Annotated in this window: 16 protein-coding genes; 3 read left to right on the top strand and 13 right to left on the bottom strand. The window is 67.2% G+C overall.

What is annotated here, in order from left to right:
- Positions 1-8 precede the first annotated feature (8 nt).
- From nusA to ylqF, 10 genes are all read right to left on the bottom strand, one after another.
- Positions 9-1,484 carry a transcription termination factor NusA gene (gene nusA, locus ACNQFN_RS13790; protein WP_068638140.1) on the bottom strand — a complete coding sequence of 492 codons (1,476 nt, stop codon included), beginning with the start codon at positions 1,482-1,484 and terminating at the stop codon, positions 9-11.
- A 27-nt stretch (positions 1,485-1,511) separates the two neighbouring features.
- Positions 1,512-1,946 carry a ribosome maturation factor RimP gene (gene rimP, locus ACNQFN_RS13795; RefSeq protein WP_068638137.1) on the bottom strand — a complete coding sequence of 145 codons (435 nt, stop codon included), beginning with the start codon at positions 1,944-1,946 and terminating at the stop codon, positions 1,512-1,514.
- A 256-nt stretch (positions 1,947-2,202) separates the two neighbouring features.
- Positions 2,203-3,345: a 23S rRNA pseudouridine(2605) synthase RluB gene (rluB, locus tag ACNQFN_RS13800; protein ID WP_068638132.1), complete on the bottom strand. Its 1,143-nt coding sequence runs from the start codon at positions 3,343-3,345 to the stop codon at positions 2,203-2,205.
- Positions 3,296-3,895, bottom strand: coding sequence for an SMC-Scp complex subunit ScpB (scpB, locus tag ACNQFN_RS13805; RefSeq protein ID WP_068638131.1), 600 nt, complete (start codon positions 3,893-3,895; stop codon positions 3,296-3,298). The genes rluB and scpB overlap by 50 nt, the downstream gene beginning before the upstream one ends.
- Entirely contained in the window at positions 3,873-4,703 is an 831-nt protein-coding gene (locus ACNQFN_RS13810) for a segregation and condensation protein A (RefSeq protein WP_068638129.1), read from the bottom strand. The genes scpB and ACNQFN_RS13810 overlap by 23 nt, the downstream gene beginning before the upstream one ends.
- A 13-nt stretch (positions 4,704-4,716) precedes the next feature.
- Positions 4,717-5,376 carry a site-2 protease family protein gene (locus ACNQFN_RS13815; RefSeq protein WP_068638125.1) on the bottom strand — a complete coding sequence of 220 codons (660 nt, stop codon included), beginning with the start codon at positions 5,374-5,376 and terminating at the stop codon, positions 4,717-4,719.
- Positions 5,377-5,475: 99 nt separating this feature from the next.
- Positions 5,476-6,108 carry an L-threonylcarbamoyladenylate synthase gene (locus ACNQFN_RS13820; RefSeq protein WP_068638124.1) on the bottom strand — a complete coding sequence of 211 codons (633 nt, stop codon included), beginning with the start codon at positions 6,106-6,108 and terminating at the stop codon, positions 5,476-5,478.
- A 15-nt stretch (positions 6,109-6,123) separates the two neighbouring features.
- Positions 6,124-6,978: a 3',5'-nucleoside bisphosphate phosphatase gene (locus tag ACNQFN_RS13825; protein WP_068638121.1), complete on the bottom strand. Its 855-nt coding sequence runs from the start codon at positions 6,976-6,978 to the stop codon at positions 6,124-6,126.
- Positions 6,979-7,000: 22 nt separating this feature from the next.
- Positions 7,001-7,894 carry an alpha/beta fold hydrolase gene (locus ACNQFN_RS13830; protein WP_068638114.1) on the bottom strand — a complete coding sequence of 298 codons (894 nt, stop codon included), beginning with the start codon at positions 7,892-7,894 and terminating at the stop codon, positions 7,001-7,003.
- A 364-nt stretch (positions 7,895-8,258) separates the two neighbouring features.
- Positions 8,259-9,176 carry a ribosome biogenesis GTPase YlqF gene (gene ylqF, locus ACNQFN_RS13835; protein ID WP_418646795.1) on the bottom strand — a complete coding sequence of 306 codons (918 nt, stop codon included), beginning with the start codon at positions 9,174-9,176 and terminating at the stop codon, positions 8,259-8,261.
- A gap of 367 nt (positions 9,177-9,543) precedes the next feature.
- Here ylqF and ACNQFN_RS13840 point away from each other — a divergent pair, with 367 nt between their 5' ends.
- The 3 genes from ACNQFN_RS13840 to ACNQFN_RS13850 all read left to right on the top strand — a co-directional run bounded on the left by ACNQFN_RS13840 (position 9,544) and on the right by ACNQFN_RS13850 (position 13,059).
- Positions 9,544-9,753: a cold-shock protein gene (locus ACNQFN_RS13840; RefSeq protein WP_004260632.1), complete on the top strand. Its 210-nt coding sequence runs from the start codon at positions 9,544-9,546 to the stop codon at positions 9,751-9,753.
- Positions 9,754-10,020: 267 nt separating this feature from the next.
- Positions 10,021-12,069, top strand: coding sequence for a DEAD/DEAH box helicase (locus ACNQFN_RS13845; protein WP_068638110.1), 2,049 nt, complete (start codon positions 10,021-10,023; stop codon positions 12,067-12,069).
- A 105-nt stretch (positions 12,070-12,174) separates the two neighbouring features.
- Positions 12,175-13,059, top strand: a complete 885-nt coding sequence (locus ACNQFN_RS13850; protein WP_068638108.1) for an alpha/beta fold hydrolase — start codon at positions 12,175-12,177, stop codon at positions 13,057-13,059.
- A gap of 122 nt (positions 13,060-13,181) precedes the next feature.
- Here the strand turns inward: ACNQFN_RS13850 and ACNQFN_RS13855 are convergent, their stop codons facing one another.
- From ACNQFN_RS13855 to ACNQFN_RS13865, 3 genes are all read right to left on the bottom strand, one after another.
- Complete coding sequence (locus ACNQFN_RS13855; RefSeq protein ID WP_418646796.1) at positions 13,182-13,730, bottom strand: YaeQ family protein; 549 nt, start codon at positions 13,728-13,730, stop codon at positions 13,182-13,184.
- On the bottom strand, positions 13,730-14,503 hold the full coding sequence (locus ACNQFN_RS13860; RefSeq protein WP_068638100.1) for a hypothetical protein: 774 nt from the start codon (positions 14,501-14,503) through the stop codon (positions 13,730-13,732). The genes ACNQFN_RS13855 and ACNQFN_RS13860 overlap by 1 nt, the downstream gene beginning before the upstream one ends.
- A 102-nt stretch (positions 14,504-14,605) precedes the next feature.
- Positions 14,606-15,133, bottom strand: a complete 528-nt coding sequence (locus ACNQFN_RS13865) for an HAD domain-containing protein (protein WP_068638098.1) — start codon at positions 15,131-15,133, stop codon at positions 14,606-14,608.
- Positions 15,134-15,213: the final 80 nt, after the last annotated feature.

Here is a 15,213-nt window from a genome sequence, read left to right on the forward strand (position 1 = left end):
CCCTCCCATCATTCCTGGAACCAATGGGCGCGCGCAACGGAAATCAGCGCCTTGGCTCTTTCTTCGTCGATCCCGGCCATTTCGACCAATTCGTCGACCGCGAGGTCGGCGAGGTCGTCACGGGTGCGGACACCCTGCTGGGCCAGTTTGGCGGCAAGGGATTTCTCCATGCCGTCGAGATTGAGCAGATCGTCGGAGACGTTCTCCAGCTGCTCTTCGGTCACGATCGCCTCGGTCAGCAACACGTTGCGTGCGCGGTTGCGCAGCTCGTTGACCGTCTCTTCGTCGAAGGCTTCGATCTCGAGCATCTCGGCCAGCGGCACGTAGGCGATTTCTTCCAGGGAGGAGAACCCCTCCTCGATCAGGATGTCGGCGATTTCCTCGTCGACATCCAGTTTTTCCATGAACAGCGCGCGCAGGCCCTGCTGTTCCTGCGCGGTCTTCTCGGCCGACTCCTGCTCGCTCATCAGGTTGATCGTCCAGGCGGTGAGCTCGGAAGCGAGCTTGACGTTCTGGCCGTTGCGGCCGATGGCGATGGCGAGGTTGTTCTCGTCGACCACCACGTCCATCGCGTGGGCTTCCTCATCGACGACGATGGACACCACTTCGGCCGGCTGCAGCGCGGCGACGACGAACTGGGCCGGATCGGCGGCCCACACGATGATGTCGATCTGCTCGCCGCCGATCTCGTTGCGCACCGCGGTGACGCGCGAGCCGCGCAGGCCGACGCAGGTGCCGATCGGGTCGATGCGCGGGTCGTTCGACTTGACCGCGATCTTGGCGCGCAGGCCGGGGTCGCGGGCGCAGGCCTTGATCTCGAGCAGGCCGTCCTCGATCTCGGGGACTTCGAGTTCGAACAGTTTCATCAGGAACTCGGGCGCGGTGCGCGACAGGATCAGCTGCGGGCCGCGGGCGCCGCGGTCGATGCGCAGCAGGAAGGCCTTGACGCGGTCGCCGACGCGCAGGTTCTCGCGCGGGATCTGCTGGTCGCGCGGCAGCACGGCTTCCATGCGGCCGACTTCGATGATGGCGTTGCCGCGCTCCATGCGCTTGATCGCGCCGGAGACGAGGAATTCCTTGCGTTCGAGAAAGTCGTTCAGCACCTGCTCGCGCTCGGCGTCGCGGATCTTCTGCAGGATGACCTGCTTGGCAGCCTGTGCGCCGATGCGGCCGAAGTCGATCGGTTCGAGTTCTTCCTCGATGTATTCGCCGAGCTGCACGTCGGCGCGGATGTCGCGCGCATCGATGATGCCCATCTCGGCTTCGTCGTTGGTGACTTCCTCGTCGAGCATGACCACCCAGCGGCGGCACGAGGTGTAGTCGCCCGTCTCGCGGTCGATCGACACCGCCACGTCGGCGTCGTCATGGATGCGCTTCTTGGTTGCGGAGGCCAGCGCGGACTCCAGCGCGGCGAAAACGATGTCCTTGGCGACGTTCTTCTCACGCGCCAATGCATCAACAAGCAGCAGGATCTCGCGGCTCATTTCAGGAAAACCTCCACATCCACAGTCTCAGAATTTGGGTACAAGGCGTGCTTTCTCGATGTCCTCGAAAGGCAGCGACTGCTCGCCCTTCTCGGTCGTGAGCACCACGGCGCCATCGCGCACACCGCCGAGCACGCCGGCAAAATTACGTTGGTTGCCGATCGGCAGCGACAACCGGACCTGCGCTTCCTGGCCGGCGAAGCGCTCGAAATCGGCCAGCTTCTTCAGCGGACGATCCAGGCCGGGCGACGACACTTCGAGGCGGTCGTAGTCGATGTTCTCGACCTCGAACACGCGCTGGAGCTGGTTGCTCACCGTGGCGCAATCATCGACGGTGATGCCGCGCTCGATGTCGAGGAAGACGCGCAACAGACGCCCGCGCGGCGAAAACTCGATGTCCACGAGTTCATAGCCGAGGCCGGTCACCACCTGTTCGATCAGATTCTCGATTCCTGCTCGCATACCTGTCTTCCGCCGCGCACACGATTGCCGCGCACAAATAAAAAATGGGCCTAACGCCCATCAACCCATCGCCCCTGTCCGGAACACGCCGCTGATCACAACCGCAGGACTGCTCCCGTGCGCCCAAAGATGCGAGCGGACGAAAGCCATCCATCAAAGCCTTGAGAGTATAGCCTCAAAACCGATAGCCGGGCAAACTGCCGCAACGCAGCAATCCGGCCCGGCCGTCAGCCATGGTGACGCAGGAACTTGAAGATCAGCGCGCCACGGGCGTGGTCCGATGCATCTTCGGCGGACGTTTCGCGCGTTCGCCTTTCTGCACCTGGCGCTGCGGCTCCGGCAGGCCGGCGAGCCGACAGGCCTCGGCTTCGGGCATCTCCATCCACATGCCGCGCTTCAGGCGGGTCGGCAGCTCCACCGTGCCGTAGCGCACCCGCATCAGGCGGCTGACGGTCAGGCCGACTGCCTCGAACATGCGCCGCACCTCGCGGTTGCGGCCTTCCGAGATCGTCACCCGGTACCAGTGGTTGGCGCCTTCGCCGCCCTCGTCGCGCAGGCTGTTGAAGCGCGCCGGGCCGTCGGCGAGCTGGATGCCTTCGGTCAAGGACTTCGCCTGCTCCTCGGTCAGTTCGCCCAGCAGGCGCACCGCGTATTCGCGCTCCAGCTCGTAGCGCGGATGCATCAGGCGGTTGGCGAGATCGCCGTCGTTGGTGAACAGCAGCAGGCCCGAGGTGTTGAAGTCCAGCCGGCCGACGGCGAGCCAACGGCCCTTGCGCAGCAGCGGCAGGCGCTCGAACACGGTCGGACGGCCTTCAGGATCGTCGCGCGAGACGATCTCGCCTTCCGGCTTGTGGTAGATCAGCACCCTCGGCGAACGCTGGGTGAAGCGCAGCGGCACCAGCTTGCCATTGACCTTGACGCGGTCGCCCGGCCCGATCTTCTGGCCCAGCGCGGCCGGCAGGCCGTTGACCGAAATGCGGCCGGCGATCACCCATTCCTCGATTTCCCGCCGCGAGGCCACGCCGGCCTGGGCCAGCACTTTCTGCAGGCGCTCGGGCTCGGTCAGCGTCATTGGCGCATTGCGTCCGCCGCCCTGCCCCTGAGGCCGGGCGCGCGGCGCGCGGTCGCCGCGCTCGGGCATGCCGAGCGCGGACTTGTGCGCATCCGGCCGGCGTGCGGGGTCACCACCGCCGCCCGGCCGGCCGCTGCCCTGGCCCCCCCGGCCGCCCTGCCCGCGCGGGCCACGGGGATCGGCGTTGAGATGGGCATTGGGGTCGCGCGGCTGAGCGTCCTCGTCGCGCCCATCCTTGCGCGGCGCGCGGCGGGGACGGTCGAGGATCTCGATCGCGTCAGACTTCTTCTGCGGAGGGCGGAGCGGGCTGTTCGGTTTGCGAGGCATCGACGAGGTCCATGATTTTTTCGATTTCGGTCAGCGCAGGCAGCTCGGTGAGGCTGCGCAGGCCCATGTCATCGAGAAAGCGCCGGGTGGTGGCGAACAATGCCGGGCGGCCCGGCGTGTCGCGGTGGCCGACGATGTCGATCCAGCCGCGCGATTCCAGAGTCTTCAATATGTTGGGCGACACCGCCACGCCGCGCACATCCTCGATGTCGCCGCGCGTGACGGGCTGCCGGTAGGCGATGATCGCCAGCGTTTCCATGACCGCGCGCGAGTAGCGCGGCGGCTTTTCTTCCTTCAGGCGGTCCAGATAAGCCTGGTAGCCGGCGCGCGTCTGGAAGCGCCAGCCGCTGGCGAGCTGCACCAGCTCGATGCCGCGCTCGGCCGCCGCCCATTCGGCGCGCAGCTCTTCCAGCAGCTTGCGCACCAGCTCCGGCCCCGGGTCCTCGTCGAACAGGCGGCGCAGTTCGGACACCGGCAGCGGCGCCGGCGCGGCGAACAACGCGGCCTCGATGACGCGCGACCAGGCTTCAGGCGTCGTCGCCGGCTGCATCGGCCAATTTCACGTAGATCGGCGCAAAGGCCTCGTTCTGGCTCACTTCCACCAGTTTTTCCTTCACCAGCTCGAGCACGGCGAGAAAGCTCACGACCAGGCCCGCCGTGCCGAGCTTCACATCGAACAAGGCGTCGAAAACGACGAAACCGCCACCGCCCAGCTTGCGCAGGATGCCGGTCATGTGCTCCCGCACCGAAAGCTGCTCGCGCCCGACACGATGGTGCTGGGTCAGGCGCGCATTCTTCATGATCCGCAGCCAGGCAAGCTGCAGATCGTGCAGGCTGACTTCGGGCTGGCGTTCGACGACCTTTTCGGCGACGAAGACGCCGACCCACTCGAAATCGCGCTCGGCACGCGGCAGCGTGTCGAGCCGCGCCGCGGCCAGCTTCATGCGTTCGTACTCCAGCAGGCGGCGTACCAGTTCGGCGCGCGGATCTTCCTCTTCCGCATGCTCGCGCGGCGGCCGCGGCAGCAGCATGCGCGACTTGATCTCGAGCAGCATCGCCGCCATCAGCAGATATTCGGCAGCCAGCTCCAGGTTGCTCGCCCGCATCGCATCGACGTATTCGAGGTACTGCGCCGTCAACGGCGCCATCGGAATGTCGAGGACGTCGAGGTTGGCCTTGCGGATCAGGTACAGCAGCAGATCGAGCGGCCCCTCGAAAGCGTCGAGGAAGACTTCCAGCGCATCGGGCGGAATATACAGGTCTTTCGGCAGTTCGAGCAGCGGTTCGCCATAAATGCGCGCCACGTGCTCCAGCACTCCGGGCTCCTCGACCGGCGCCAGTTCCAGCGACAGGTTCATCGGCACATATGCGTCAGATGCCCACGATCACGCCGAGCAGGTAGCGGAAACCCGCGATCAGCGGCCACAGGATGGTGCCCAGCACACCGGTGAACAACAGCACCAGCAGAATTGGAAACCCATAAGGCTCGAGCCGGGCGAAGCCCCAGGCGAGGCGATTCGGCAGCAAGCTGACGGCGATCCGGCCGCCGTCCAGCGGCGGGATCGGCAACAGGTTCAATACCATCAGCACCGCGTTGATCTGCATGCCGGCGTCGGCCATCTTCATCATCGGCAAGGTGTAATCACCCGGCTCACCGGCCATCGCGATGCGGAACAGGATCGCCCAGCCCAGCGCCATCAGCAGATTCATGAACGGCCCGGCCGCGGCCACCCACAGCATGTCCGCCTTCGGGTTGCGCAGACGGCCGAAATTGACCGGCACCGGCTTGGCCCAGCCGAACAGGATGCCGCCGATGCCGGCCAGCGAACTCAGCGCCAGGATGCCCGCCGGCACCAGGATCGTGCCCACCGGATCGATGTGGCGCAAGGGGTTGAGCGTGATGCGGCCGGCCAGATCGGCAGTGGGATCGCCGAAATGGCGGGCGACATAGCCGTGCGCCGCCTCATGCAGGGTGATGGCGAGCACCACGGGCAGCGCCCAGATCGCCAGCGTCGAAATCAGAGAATCCATGGAAGCGTCGGCAGTAAAGCGTGCATTCTAGCAGAGCGCACATGCGCCCACGGCAGCCCACGGCCGAGGCCACTGCGAACCACGGCTGCAGCCGCCTTCTCAGTCCGCCTCCAGGCCGAAGGGTTCGAGCGCGCCGCAGCCGGCGCGCACCAGTTGCGGCGTGCCGGTGGTCAGATCGATCACCGTCGTCGCTGCCGGACCGCAATAGCCAGCCTCGATCACCAGATCGACCTGCTTGCCGAGGCGGTCGCGGATCTCCTCGGCATCGGTCAGCGGCAGATCCTCATCGGGCAGCAGCAAGGTCGAAGTCAGCATCGGGCCGTCCAGTTCGGCCAGCAGCGCCGACACCACCGCGTGCTCGGGAATGCGCAGGCCGATGGTCTTGCGCCGGGGATGCAGCACCCGGCGCGGCAGCTCCTTGGTGCCTTCGAGAATGAAAGTGTAGGCCCCCGGCGTGGTCGCCTTGAGCAGACGGTACTGGCTGTTGTCGACCCGGGCGTAGGTGGCGATCTCGGACAGGTCGCGGCACATCAGGGTGAAGTGATGCCGTTCGTCGACGCCGCGAATCTTGCGGATACGCTCGAGCAGGCCGGCATCGCCGACCGTACACGCCAGCGCGTAGGCCGAATCCGTCGGCAGCACGACCAGCCCGCCGCCGCGGATGATTTCCGCCGCCTGGCGGATCAGGCGCGGCTGGGGCTGCTCGGGGTGGAGGGAAAAGAACTGGGCCATGATCGTCGTTTTTTCTCAAATGAAGCGCGACCACACCGGCGTGAGGTCGGGCGGAAGGGGGTTGCAGCGGCCAAGGTCGACCGGACTTTCGTTTTCGCCGTGGAAGTCGGATGCGCGCGAGGCGAGCAGCCCGCGGCGGCGGGCGACGGTGGCGAAACGGCGCATCTCATCCTCGGAGTGGGCGCCGGACACGACTTCGATCGCCTCGCCGCCGGCAGCCACGAAGCGGTCGAGCAGGCGTTCCATGCCGGCATTGGACAGCCGGTAGCGCGCAGGATGGGCGACGACGGCGGTGCCGCCGGCGCCGCGGATCCAGCCCACCGCATCCTCGAGCGAGGCCCACTCGTGGTCGACGAAGCCGGGCTTGCCGCGCACCAGGTAATGGTCGAACACCGTCCTGACGTCCGGCATCACGCCACTGGCGACCAGATGGCGGGCGAAATGGGCCCGGCTGACCAGCGCCGGGTTGCGCGCGAAGCGGCGCGCGCCTTCGAGTGCGCCGCGGATGCCGGCTTCGGCCAGCGCTTCGCCGATGCGCGCGGCGCGCGCATCGCGCCCCGAGCGGATCTGCTGCAGGCCGGCAATGATGCCGGGCTCCTGCGGGTCGATGCCGAGGCCGACGATGTGGATCGTCTCATCGGCGAAGGACACCGAGATTTCCACCCCCGGAACGAAACGCAGTCCCAGGCCGGCCGCCGCCGCGGCGGCGATGCCGAGCCCGCCGAGTTCGTCATGGTCGGTCAGTGCCAGCAGTTCGACGCCGTTCGCCTTCGCCCGCGCAACCACGTCGGCAGGCTCCAGCCAGCCGTCGGACACGGTGGAATGGCAATGGAGGTCGGCATTGAGTGCATGCAGGTCGGCGAATTTCATCTGAAGGCTCCGGAAAGAAGCGTCATTGTCCATCGGACAGGAAAAACGCTTCGACGATCTCCGCGATCCGCTGCGGCTGGTCGTGGTGCAGATTGTGGCCGGCATCATCGATGCTGCGCACCTCGATCGATGCGAAGCATGCGAAGGCCGCCGCGTGGTCCTCGTCGCTGACGCCGATACGCTCGCGCAAGTCGGCATTGGCGGGCTCGATCGCCAGCACCGGTGCCGTCACCCGCCGCCAGCAGGCCTCGGCCTCGGCACGGCGGTAGAGCACCGGATTGACCCGGCGATGCAAGGGGTCGCCGGCAATCCGCCAGCCCCTGCCGCCATCACCGTCGTCGGGCTGCGCCAGCGTTTCCGCCAGCCAGCCCGCGCGCGCCGCGTCGAGGCGCGGATTGTCCCGCCGCAGGCGCTCGGCCAGCGCGTCGAGGCTGGGGTAGATCCGCGGCCGCGGCACTTCGGTCAGTTCCCGCAGCCACTTCTGATAGCGTCCGGGCGCCTCGCCGGCCGGACGGTCCGGCAGGCCGAAGGCATCGAGCGCGACGACGCGGCCGACCCGTGCCGGGCGGATGCCGGCATACATCAGCGCGACATTGCCGCCCATGCTGTGGCCGACGAGACGCACCGGCGCCGCATCCTCCCCTTCGACCGCGCGCAGGATCGCATCGAGGTCGGCAAAGTAATCCGGATACCAGTAGCCGTCGGCATGGCTCCAGGCGCTGAGGCCGAAACCGCGCCAGTCGGGTGCGACCACATGCCAGTCGCCGGCTAGCGCATCGACCATGAACTGGAACGATGCCGACGCATCCATCCAGCCGTGCAGCAGGTAAAGCCGGGGCGCGCCTTCCCTGCCCCACTCGCGCAGATGCAGGCGCAGGCCACGGATATCCAGGAAACGGGAACGAGAACTTTTCATCGCCGAATGATAGCAAAGCCCCTCCGGCGCCCCGACAGCCGCGATGCGGACGGCTCGCGCATCATCGCCCGGCCGAACGCATCCTGCCCGGATCCACCTCAGCCATGCGGCCGACGAGCATTTCTCCGATTGCAGAGCTTCGCCGCTGCCCCACCTGCAACCGCTGGGGCGGCAAGCGCACGCTGGCGGAAGACGGCAGCACGGTCCGCATCGACCCCGAGGACAGCCGCGGCACCTCCTTGGCACGGCAGCCTGCGCGGGCCGCGCAATGCCTGCGGCCAGTGGCTGCGCTGGGTCGAGATCGCGGCCGGAGGCTGAGCGCAGTCCTGCGGGCCGCATCCGGGACCCGCAGGTGTTTCAGGTCTTATTCCTCGCCGTCATCCGCCTGGCCATCGCCGGCAGCAGCCTCGGCGCGCTCGGTCTCGATCCGCGCGATCATCGCCGCCCGCGACTCCGGCGTTTCCAGGCTGATGCGGCCGATCACGCCATCGCGGTAATCCTGCAGCAGGATCAGCGAGGCCTTTTCCAGATCCAGCCCGCCGCCCTTGACCAGGCAGCCCCGCCTGCGCCCGATCGCCTCCACCAGCGCCTGTGCATCCAGCGACGACGGATCGATACGGTAGCGGGCCGCCAGCAGCGCCGGATAACGCTCCAGCAGGATGCTGCCGAGGAAGGCCGCGACCTCTTCGTCGATGACGGCATTGCGGCCGATCGCATGGCTGGCCGCCAGCATGTAGCCATCCGGGTCGTAGTCGATCTTGGGCCACATCATTCCCGGCGTGTCGGTCAGCGTCATGCCCGGCCCCAGGTCCAGCGTCTGCTGGTGCTTGGTCACCGCCGGCTCGTCGCCGACCTTGGCCACCTTGCGCTTCAGCAGCGCATTCATCAGCGTCGATTTGCCGACGTTGGGAATGCCCATGATCATCATCCGCAGCGGCTTGGTGCCGTCGTCGCGATGCGGCGCGAGCTGGCGGCACAGGGCCGGCACGCGCGCGGCATCGGACGCATTCCTGGCCGAAACCGCAACCGCCTTGACGCCCGGCTGGCGATTGTAGAAGTCCATCCAGACCCGGGTCACCGCCGGATCGGCCAGGTCGGCCTTGTTCAGCAGCTTCAGGCAGGGACGGTTGCGGAAGCGCCGCAGCTCGGAAATCATCGGATTGCCGCTGGCCTCGGGCAGGCGCGCATCGGTCACTTCGATGACGACGTCGATGGCCGCCATGGCCTCGGCCGCCTTCTTCCGCGCCGACGCCATGTGACCGGGAAACCACTGGATTGACATGCTTTAGCTCATCGCCGTTTTTTCGGGTGCGCGCATTATCCCATCGCCCCGCCGCTTTACACCTTCTTTCCCGGCTGGCGCACCGCGCCCTGCATGATGCAATGCACAACAATTTCAGGCGCCACCTGCCCGTTCTCCGCGCGCCCTCTCCGGCAGAAATTTTTTTCGCCCGGCACGCAAAATAAATTCCCCATGCCCCGGAAACGGTGTATCGTGCGGCTCGCAGTCGATTCAAGCAGTGGTTGTTCTGGTGGTTGTCCAGCGTGTTCTACAAGAACGCGTGCCGGTCTGATTCCTCTGGATTACGTTTCTTGATCGTTCCTGCATTTTGGGGCGCATGCCCAGTCATTTTTTATATGGAACGCAAATGAGCACTCAAACCGGTACCGTCAAGTGGTTCAACGACGCCAAGGGCTTCGGCTTCATCACCCCGGAAAACGGCGGCGACGACCTGTTCGCCCACTTCTCCGAAATCCAGAGCAAGGGTTTCAAGAGCCTGGCTGAAAACCAGCGCGTCGAATTCGAAGTCAAGACCGGCCCGAAGGGCCTGCAGGCGGCCAACATCCGCCCGCTGTAATCGCTTCGACGTCGGCGACGTCGATCGATTCAAGACGAAACGCGGCCTTGCGCCGCGTTTTTTGCTTTTCTGCTGCAAGGCACCAACACCCTCCAGGCGCTGCACCAGGAGGTCGCGGCAAGCACGGCCGCCTGTCGCGCCCCGCTCCCCCGTATACCCCCGCTTCACACCCCTTTACGCCGCCTCACTCGTTTGCTGCGCCGGATTCGCCGATAATCGCGACTTCGCAGCATCGCTGCCCATTGCCGCCAACGCGGCTCGACTGCCATGACCGACACCGTTCCCAACGAATCTCCCAGCCACGAGCCCGCCTCGCGGGAGACGCTGCGCTTCACCGATCTCGACCTTCCCGCGCCCATCCTCTCCGCGCTGGCCGAAGTCGGCTACGAAACACCCTCGCCGATCCAGGCCGCCTGCATTCCGCAACTGCTGGCCGGGCGCGACATCCTCGGTGAAGCCCAGACCGGCACCGGCAAGACCGCCGCCTTCGCGCTGCCGATGCTGGCCCGTCTCGATCTGGCCGACAGCCGGCCGCAGGTGCTGGTGCTGACACCGACCCGCGAACTGGCCATCCAGGTCGCCGAAGCCTTCGCCAAATATGCGCACCACCTGAAGAACTTCCATGTGCTGCCGATCTACGGCGGCCAGAGCATGGTGGTGCAGCTGCGCCAGCTGTCGCGCGGCGCCCAGGTCATCGTCGGCACGCCCGGCCGCGTCATGGACCACCTCGAGCGCGAGAGCCTGAAGCTCGACGCGCTGAAGGCGATCGTGCTCGACGAAGCCGACGAAATGCTGCGCATGGGCTTCATCGACGACGTCGAATGGATTCTCGAGCACACGCCGGCAGAACGCCAGACCGCGCTGTTCTCGGCGACGATGCCGCACGCGATCCGCGACGTCGCCCGCCGCCATCTGCGCGAGCCCGAAGAAATCAGGATCCGCGCCGCCACCGCCACGGTGGCGAAGATCAGCCAGCGCTACTGGCTGGTGCGCGGCGTCGACAAACTCGACGCGTTGACCCGCATCCTCGACGCCGAGGAAAGCTTCGATGCCGCAATCGTCTTCGTGCGCACCAAGATCGCCACCGAGGAACTCGCCGACAAGCTCGCCGCACGCGGCTATGCAGCGGCAGCGCTGAACGGCGACATGACCCAGGGCCTGCGCGAGCGCGTGATCGAGCAGCTGAAGAGCGGCGCGCTCGACATCGTCATCGCCACCGACGTCGCCGCGCGCGGCATCGACGTGCCGCGCGTCAGCCACGTCATCAACTACGACATTCCCTACGACACCGAGGCCTATGTGCATCGGATCGGCCGCACCGGCCGCGCCGGCCGCGAAGGCGTCGCGATCCTGTTCGTCGCGCCGCGCGAGACGCGCATGCTGAAGATGATCGAGCGCGCCACCCGCCAGCCGATCACGCCGATCGCGCTGCCGAGCAGCGAGGAAGTGACCAACCTGCGCGTGGCGCAGTTCAAGCGCACGGTGGTCGAGACGGCCGCGGAGCAGGAACTGGGTTTCTACATGGACGTGGTCAACAACCTCGCCGACGAGAACGAGCTGGACGTGCATGAGATCGCCGCCGCGCTCGCCTATCTCGCCCAGCGCGATCGGCCGCTGCTGATCGAGCAGGCCGGCCGCGGCTGGGATCTGGCCACCGCCCAGCCGGGCAGCGGCGGCCGGCCGCCGCGCGACGAGCATTTCACCACCGGCGCGCCGCGCGAACGCACGCCCCGCCCCAACCGCGACGAGATCCTTGCCCGCCGCCGTGCCTTCGCCGACGGCGCACTGGTGCGCTATCGCATCGAAGTCGGCCGCAACCAGGGCGCCAGCCCGAAGGAGATCGTCGGCGCGATCGCCAACGAAGGCGGCATCGAAGGCCGCTTCATCGGCCAGATCCATCTGTTCGACGATTTCTCCACCGTCGAGCTGCCGGCCAACCTGCCGGCCGAGCTGATGGACACCCTGAAGCGCACCCGCGTGCGGCAGATGCAATTGAATATCCGTGCGCTGTCGGCGGCCGAAGCCGCCGCCACGCCGGAACGCCGCCGCCCGCCGCGCGACGACGGCGGTTGGCGCGACAACAAACAGGAGCGCAAACCAGGCGGCTTCGAGCGCCGCGAATCCAGACCGACAGGCGGCTACCCGAAAGGCGACTGGAAGGCACGCGAGCGCTCGTCGGACGGCCAGCAGCGGCAAGACCATGGTCCGTCGCGCCCGGACGCCGGTGGCCACCACCGCAACTTCAGTCGCCCCGCCGACACGCCGCGCCCAGCCTCGCACGGCGCGGGCAAGCCCCGCAAACGCAGGGAAAGCTGAACCACTGGCGGCACTCGGCCCGGACACCCTGCTCCGCATCGACGCCCGGGCCACTGAGGCGCTCAGCAGCCGTGCCGCCTACCCGACATGAACGCTGGACCAAGCATGAAGCTGCAGCCCTGGCATCACACCACCACGGCCGGATTCACCCTGCGCGGGCAACACAGCCCGCCCTCCGGCCGCCCGGTGATCCACTTCCTGCACGGCAACGGCTATTGCGGGCTGACCTATGCGCCGATGCTGGAGCGCCTGGCGGAAGACTTCGATCTCTTCCTGTCCGACATCCAGGGTCATGGCGACAGCGACCAGGGCGGCCGTTTCCACGGCTGGAACCGGACCGCGGAATTCGCCGCCGAGGCCTGGCGGGCGCAGTTGGCACAGTTCGGCGATGTGCCGGCCTACGCCGTCGGCCACAGCTTCGGCAGTGTCATCAGTTGCCTGATGCTGGCCCGCGAGCCGGATCTGTTCGCGCGTGGTGCAGTGCTGCTCGATCCGGTGCTGTTCCCGCCGGCGATGATCGGCCTGATGGCACTGTCCGACGTCGTCGGCCTGCTGTCGCGCAACACGCTCGCCAGCCGCGCACGCAAGCGCCGCCACCACTGGCCGGACCGCACCGCCGCCTACCTCGGGCTGCAGGAGCGCGGCATGTTCCGCGGCTGGCACGAGGACGCGCTGCAAGCCTACGTCGACCACGCCCTGCGTGAAAGTCCGGCAGGCGGCGTCGAACTCAAGTGCCGGCCCAGCCGCGAAGCCGAGATCTTCGGCTCCTATCCCCGCCGCCTGTGGTCCTCGCTGGCACGGGTACGTACCCCCACGCTGGTGTTGCGCGGCGATCGCAGCTACCCTTTCGCCGCCAAGAGCATCGCGCGCTGGTGCGCGGGCAACCCGGCAATACGCGAGCAACTGGTGCCGGGCGGGCACTGCTTCATGCAGGAGACACCGGACGCGGCGGCGGCCGAAATCAAGCGCTTTCTCCAGGCCCTTGGCTGAAGCGCGCCTGCCGCGGGTATTCGGCCGCGCAGGATCGGCAGCACCCTGCCCGGCGTTCTTCACCCGCGCATGCTGCAAAAGGCGTACGCGGGGAATTCATCCGCCGCGCATCGGCACGCCGGTCAGGCCTGGCCGCCGCCCAGCAGGAAGCGGGGTTCGATGGACACACTATCGCGACCGTTGGTCACCCAGACGTGGCCGTCCTGGATGCTGAACTGCAGGCGCATCGTGCGCTCGGCCAGTTTCGCCAGTTCGCCGCTCGCCTCGCGTGCCAGCTCGATGACCTGCAGCGAAGGCTGGCGCGCCAGTTTCTCGCGCACGCCGTTCCACCATACGTCCAGCGCGCGGCCGTAGGCGAGCACGATCACCTCGTCCGCCCGTCCGCAGGCCTTGCGCACCCATTTCTCGTCGGGCTGGCCGACGTCGATCCAGCACTCGATCGCGCCGGTCAGGTCCTTGCGCCACAGGTCCGGCTCGTCGTCCACGCACAAGCCCTTGCCGAAGCCCAGCGCCGGATCGGCGAACAGCGCGAAGGCCAGCAGCCGCACCATCATCCGCTCGTCGGTCTCGGACGGATGGCGGGCAAGCGTCAGGCCGTAGTCGGCATAGTGGCCGCGATCCATGTCCGCGATCTGGATGCCGGCCTTGAAGATCGTCGCCTTGAGCGCCATCAGTGCATCTGTTCCGGCGGACGGCTGGCCTGCTGCCAGGCGATGACGGCACGCGCGGCATGCGCCATCACCCTGTCGCGCTGCTCCTGCGGCAGCTCGCGCGCCAGCGCGCCGAACAAGGCCTGGGTGGCTTCCTGCCCCGCACCTTCGGCAGCGAGGCCGTCGGCCAGGCAGCGGATCTGGATGAAGGCCAGCGTATCGGCCACCAGCCGCCAGCCGGCCAGCGGCATCTCGCGCATCATCAGGCCGAGCAGGCGGCCGCCGAGCTGCGCGGCAAGGCGCAAGGCCTCGTCGCGATCCTCGGTGGCGATGGACGAATGCCATAGCGCAAGGTGGATGCCCCGCCGCAGTTCGACCTTGAAGTCGATGGCGTTCTCCTCGGCCTGGCCGATGGCCTCGAACTGGCGCAGGAAGCGCGCCTCGTCCTCGACTCCGAGCCCGGTCCGCAGGCTGCCGATGAGTTCGGTCAGGCCGGGGATGGACACCAGGCCGAAAGCCTGGCTCCACGCCACGCCCCACTGGTCCATGCCGGACAGCAGCAAGGCCCGCCGCAAGGCGCGGGCCTCGTCGCCATCGCCGGCACACGCCCAGCCATCCAGTTCCCGCTGCAGCTGGGCAACGCCTTTCAGGCGGACCTCATCGCTTTCACCGACGCTGAGGCGGAACACGCGGGCAAAGGCTTCCTGCGCCATCTGCGCGGCCTGGCGCTGGCTGCCGCCGTCGGCATGGACAGCGAGAGGGTCGGGAGGAATCGCGGCATCGTTCGCGCTCATGGGGGCTACCATCGGCAGAAATGGGCGCCCATTGTGCACAGCGATAGCGCTCGAATCAAATCGGGCCAGTTGCATGCGGGCCATGGCAGCCCGCGGCGGCGCTCAGGCGATGCTGCGCGCCGCCCACAATGACACCGGTGCAGCCGCGCCAGCGCGAAAACCGACACTCTCGGCGGTCCCCTCGCGGAAGTTCCGCAGCATGCGATGCAGCGCCGCGGCGTCCTCTTCGGTGAAGCCGCGCTTGAAATCGGTCAGCAGCAGGCGCGAGCGGGTCATCCAGTTTCCCGGCGCGTCGTCCAGCGCACACCACGCGGCACTGCGATGATCCGCCTCGTGCTGGGCGAGCCACAGCATCGCTTCGCGCTCGCGCAGGCCATGCAGTTCGGTACCACTCTTGGGCAGCATGTGCGGCGTGGCGCCGGCGATGCGGGGACGGATGTCCTCGGCGAAACGGGTCAGCAGTTTCTGCATCGAGAACAGCATGCGCCAGTCCGAGGCGATGACCACGCGCGCCTCTTCGAACTCCCGCAGCACCGCCTCGATCAGCGGCAGGCAGCGAAAGTCCTCGACTTCGCCCCAAGGGTGGGTGACGCCATCGAAGTCCATGAAGATGTATGTATTGCGTGTCATGTTGCACTCTCTTTGCGATTTGGACGCATGGCAGCGGTTCTGGATTGCTGCAATGCGGAATATACTCCAATCCAAGGCGC

It is taken from the genome of Thauera butanivorans (assembly GCF_048398245.1).
Classification (GTDB): domain Bacteria; phylum Pseudomonadota; class Gammaproteobacteria; order Burkholderiales; family Rhodocyclaceae; genus Thauera; species Thauera butanivorans.

Bases quoted from the DNA above. Each gene is read 5' to 3' on its own strand.
- nusA (WP_068638140.1), bottom strand. From the start codon at position 1,484: ATGAGCCGCGAGATCCTGCTGCTTGTTGATGCATTGGCGCGTGAGAAG.
- rimP (WP_068638137.1), bottom strand. From the start codon at position 1,946: ATGCGAGCAGGAATCGAGAATCTGATCGAACAGGTGGTGACCGGCCTC.
- rluB (WP_068638132.1), bottom strand. From the start codon at position 3,345: ATGCCTCGCAAACCGAACAGCCCGCTCCGCCCTCCGCAGAAGAAGTCT.
- scpB (WP_068638131.1), bottom strand. From the start codon at position 3,895: ATGCAGCCGGCGACGACGCCTGAAGCCTGGTCGCGCGTCATCGAGGCC.
- ACNQFN_RS13810 (WP_068638129.1), bottom strand. From the start codon at position 4,703: ATGAACCTGTCGCTGGAACTGGCGCCGGTCGAGGAGCCCGGAGTGCTG.
- ACNQFN_RS13815 (WP_068638125.1), bottom strand. From the start codon at position 5,376: ATGGATTCTCTGATTTCGACGCTGGCGATCTGGGCGCTGCCCGTGGTG.
- ACNQFN_RS13820 (WP_068638124.1), bottom strand. From the start codon at position 6,108: ATGGCCCAGTTCTTTTCCCTCCACCCCGAGCAGCCCCAGCCGCGCCTG.
- ACNQFN_RS13825 (WP_068638121.1), bottom strand. From the start codon at position 6,978: ATGAAATTCGCCGACCTGCATGCACTCAATGCCGACCTCCATTGCCAT.
- ACNQFN_RS13830 (WP_068638114.1), bottom strand. From the start codon at position 7,894: ATGAAAAGTTCTCGTTCCCGTTTCCTGGATATCCGTGGCCTGCGCCTG.
- ylqF (WP_418646795.1), bottom strand. From the start codon at position 9,176: ATGTCAATCCAGTGGTTTCCCGGTCACATGGCGTCGGCGCGGAAGAAG.
- ACNQFN_RS13840 (WP_004260632.1), top strand. From the start codon at position 9,544: ATGAGCACTCAAACCGGTACCGTCAAGTGGTTCAACGACGCCAAGGGC.
- ACNQFN_RS13845 (WP_068638110.1), top strand. From the start codon at position 10,021: ATGACCGACACCGTTCCCAACGAATCTCCCAGCCACGAGCCCGCCTCG.
- ACNQFN_RS13850 (WP_068638108.1), top strand. From the start codon at position 12,175: ATGAAGCTGCAGCCCTGGCATCACACCACCACGGCCGGATTCACCCTG.
- ACNQFN_RS13855 (WP_418646796.1), bottom strand. From the start codon at position 13,730: ATGGCGCTCAAGGCGACGATCTTCAAGGCCGGCATCCAGATCGCGGAC.
- ACNQFN_RS13860 (WP_068638100.1), bottom strand. From the start codon at position 14,503: ATGAGCGCGAACGATGCCGCGATTCCTCCCGACCCTCTCGCTGTCCAT.
- ACNQFN_RS13865 (WP_068638098.1), bottom strand. From the start codon at position 15,133: ATGACACGCAATACATACATCTTCATGGACTTCGATGGCGTCACCCAC.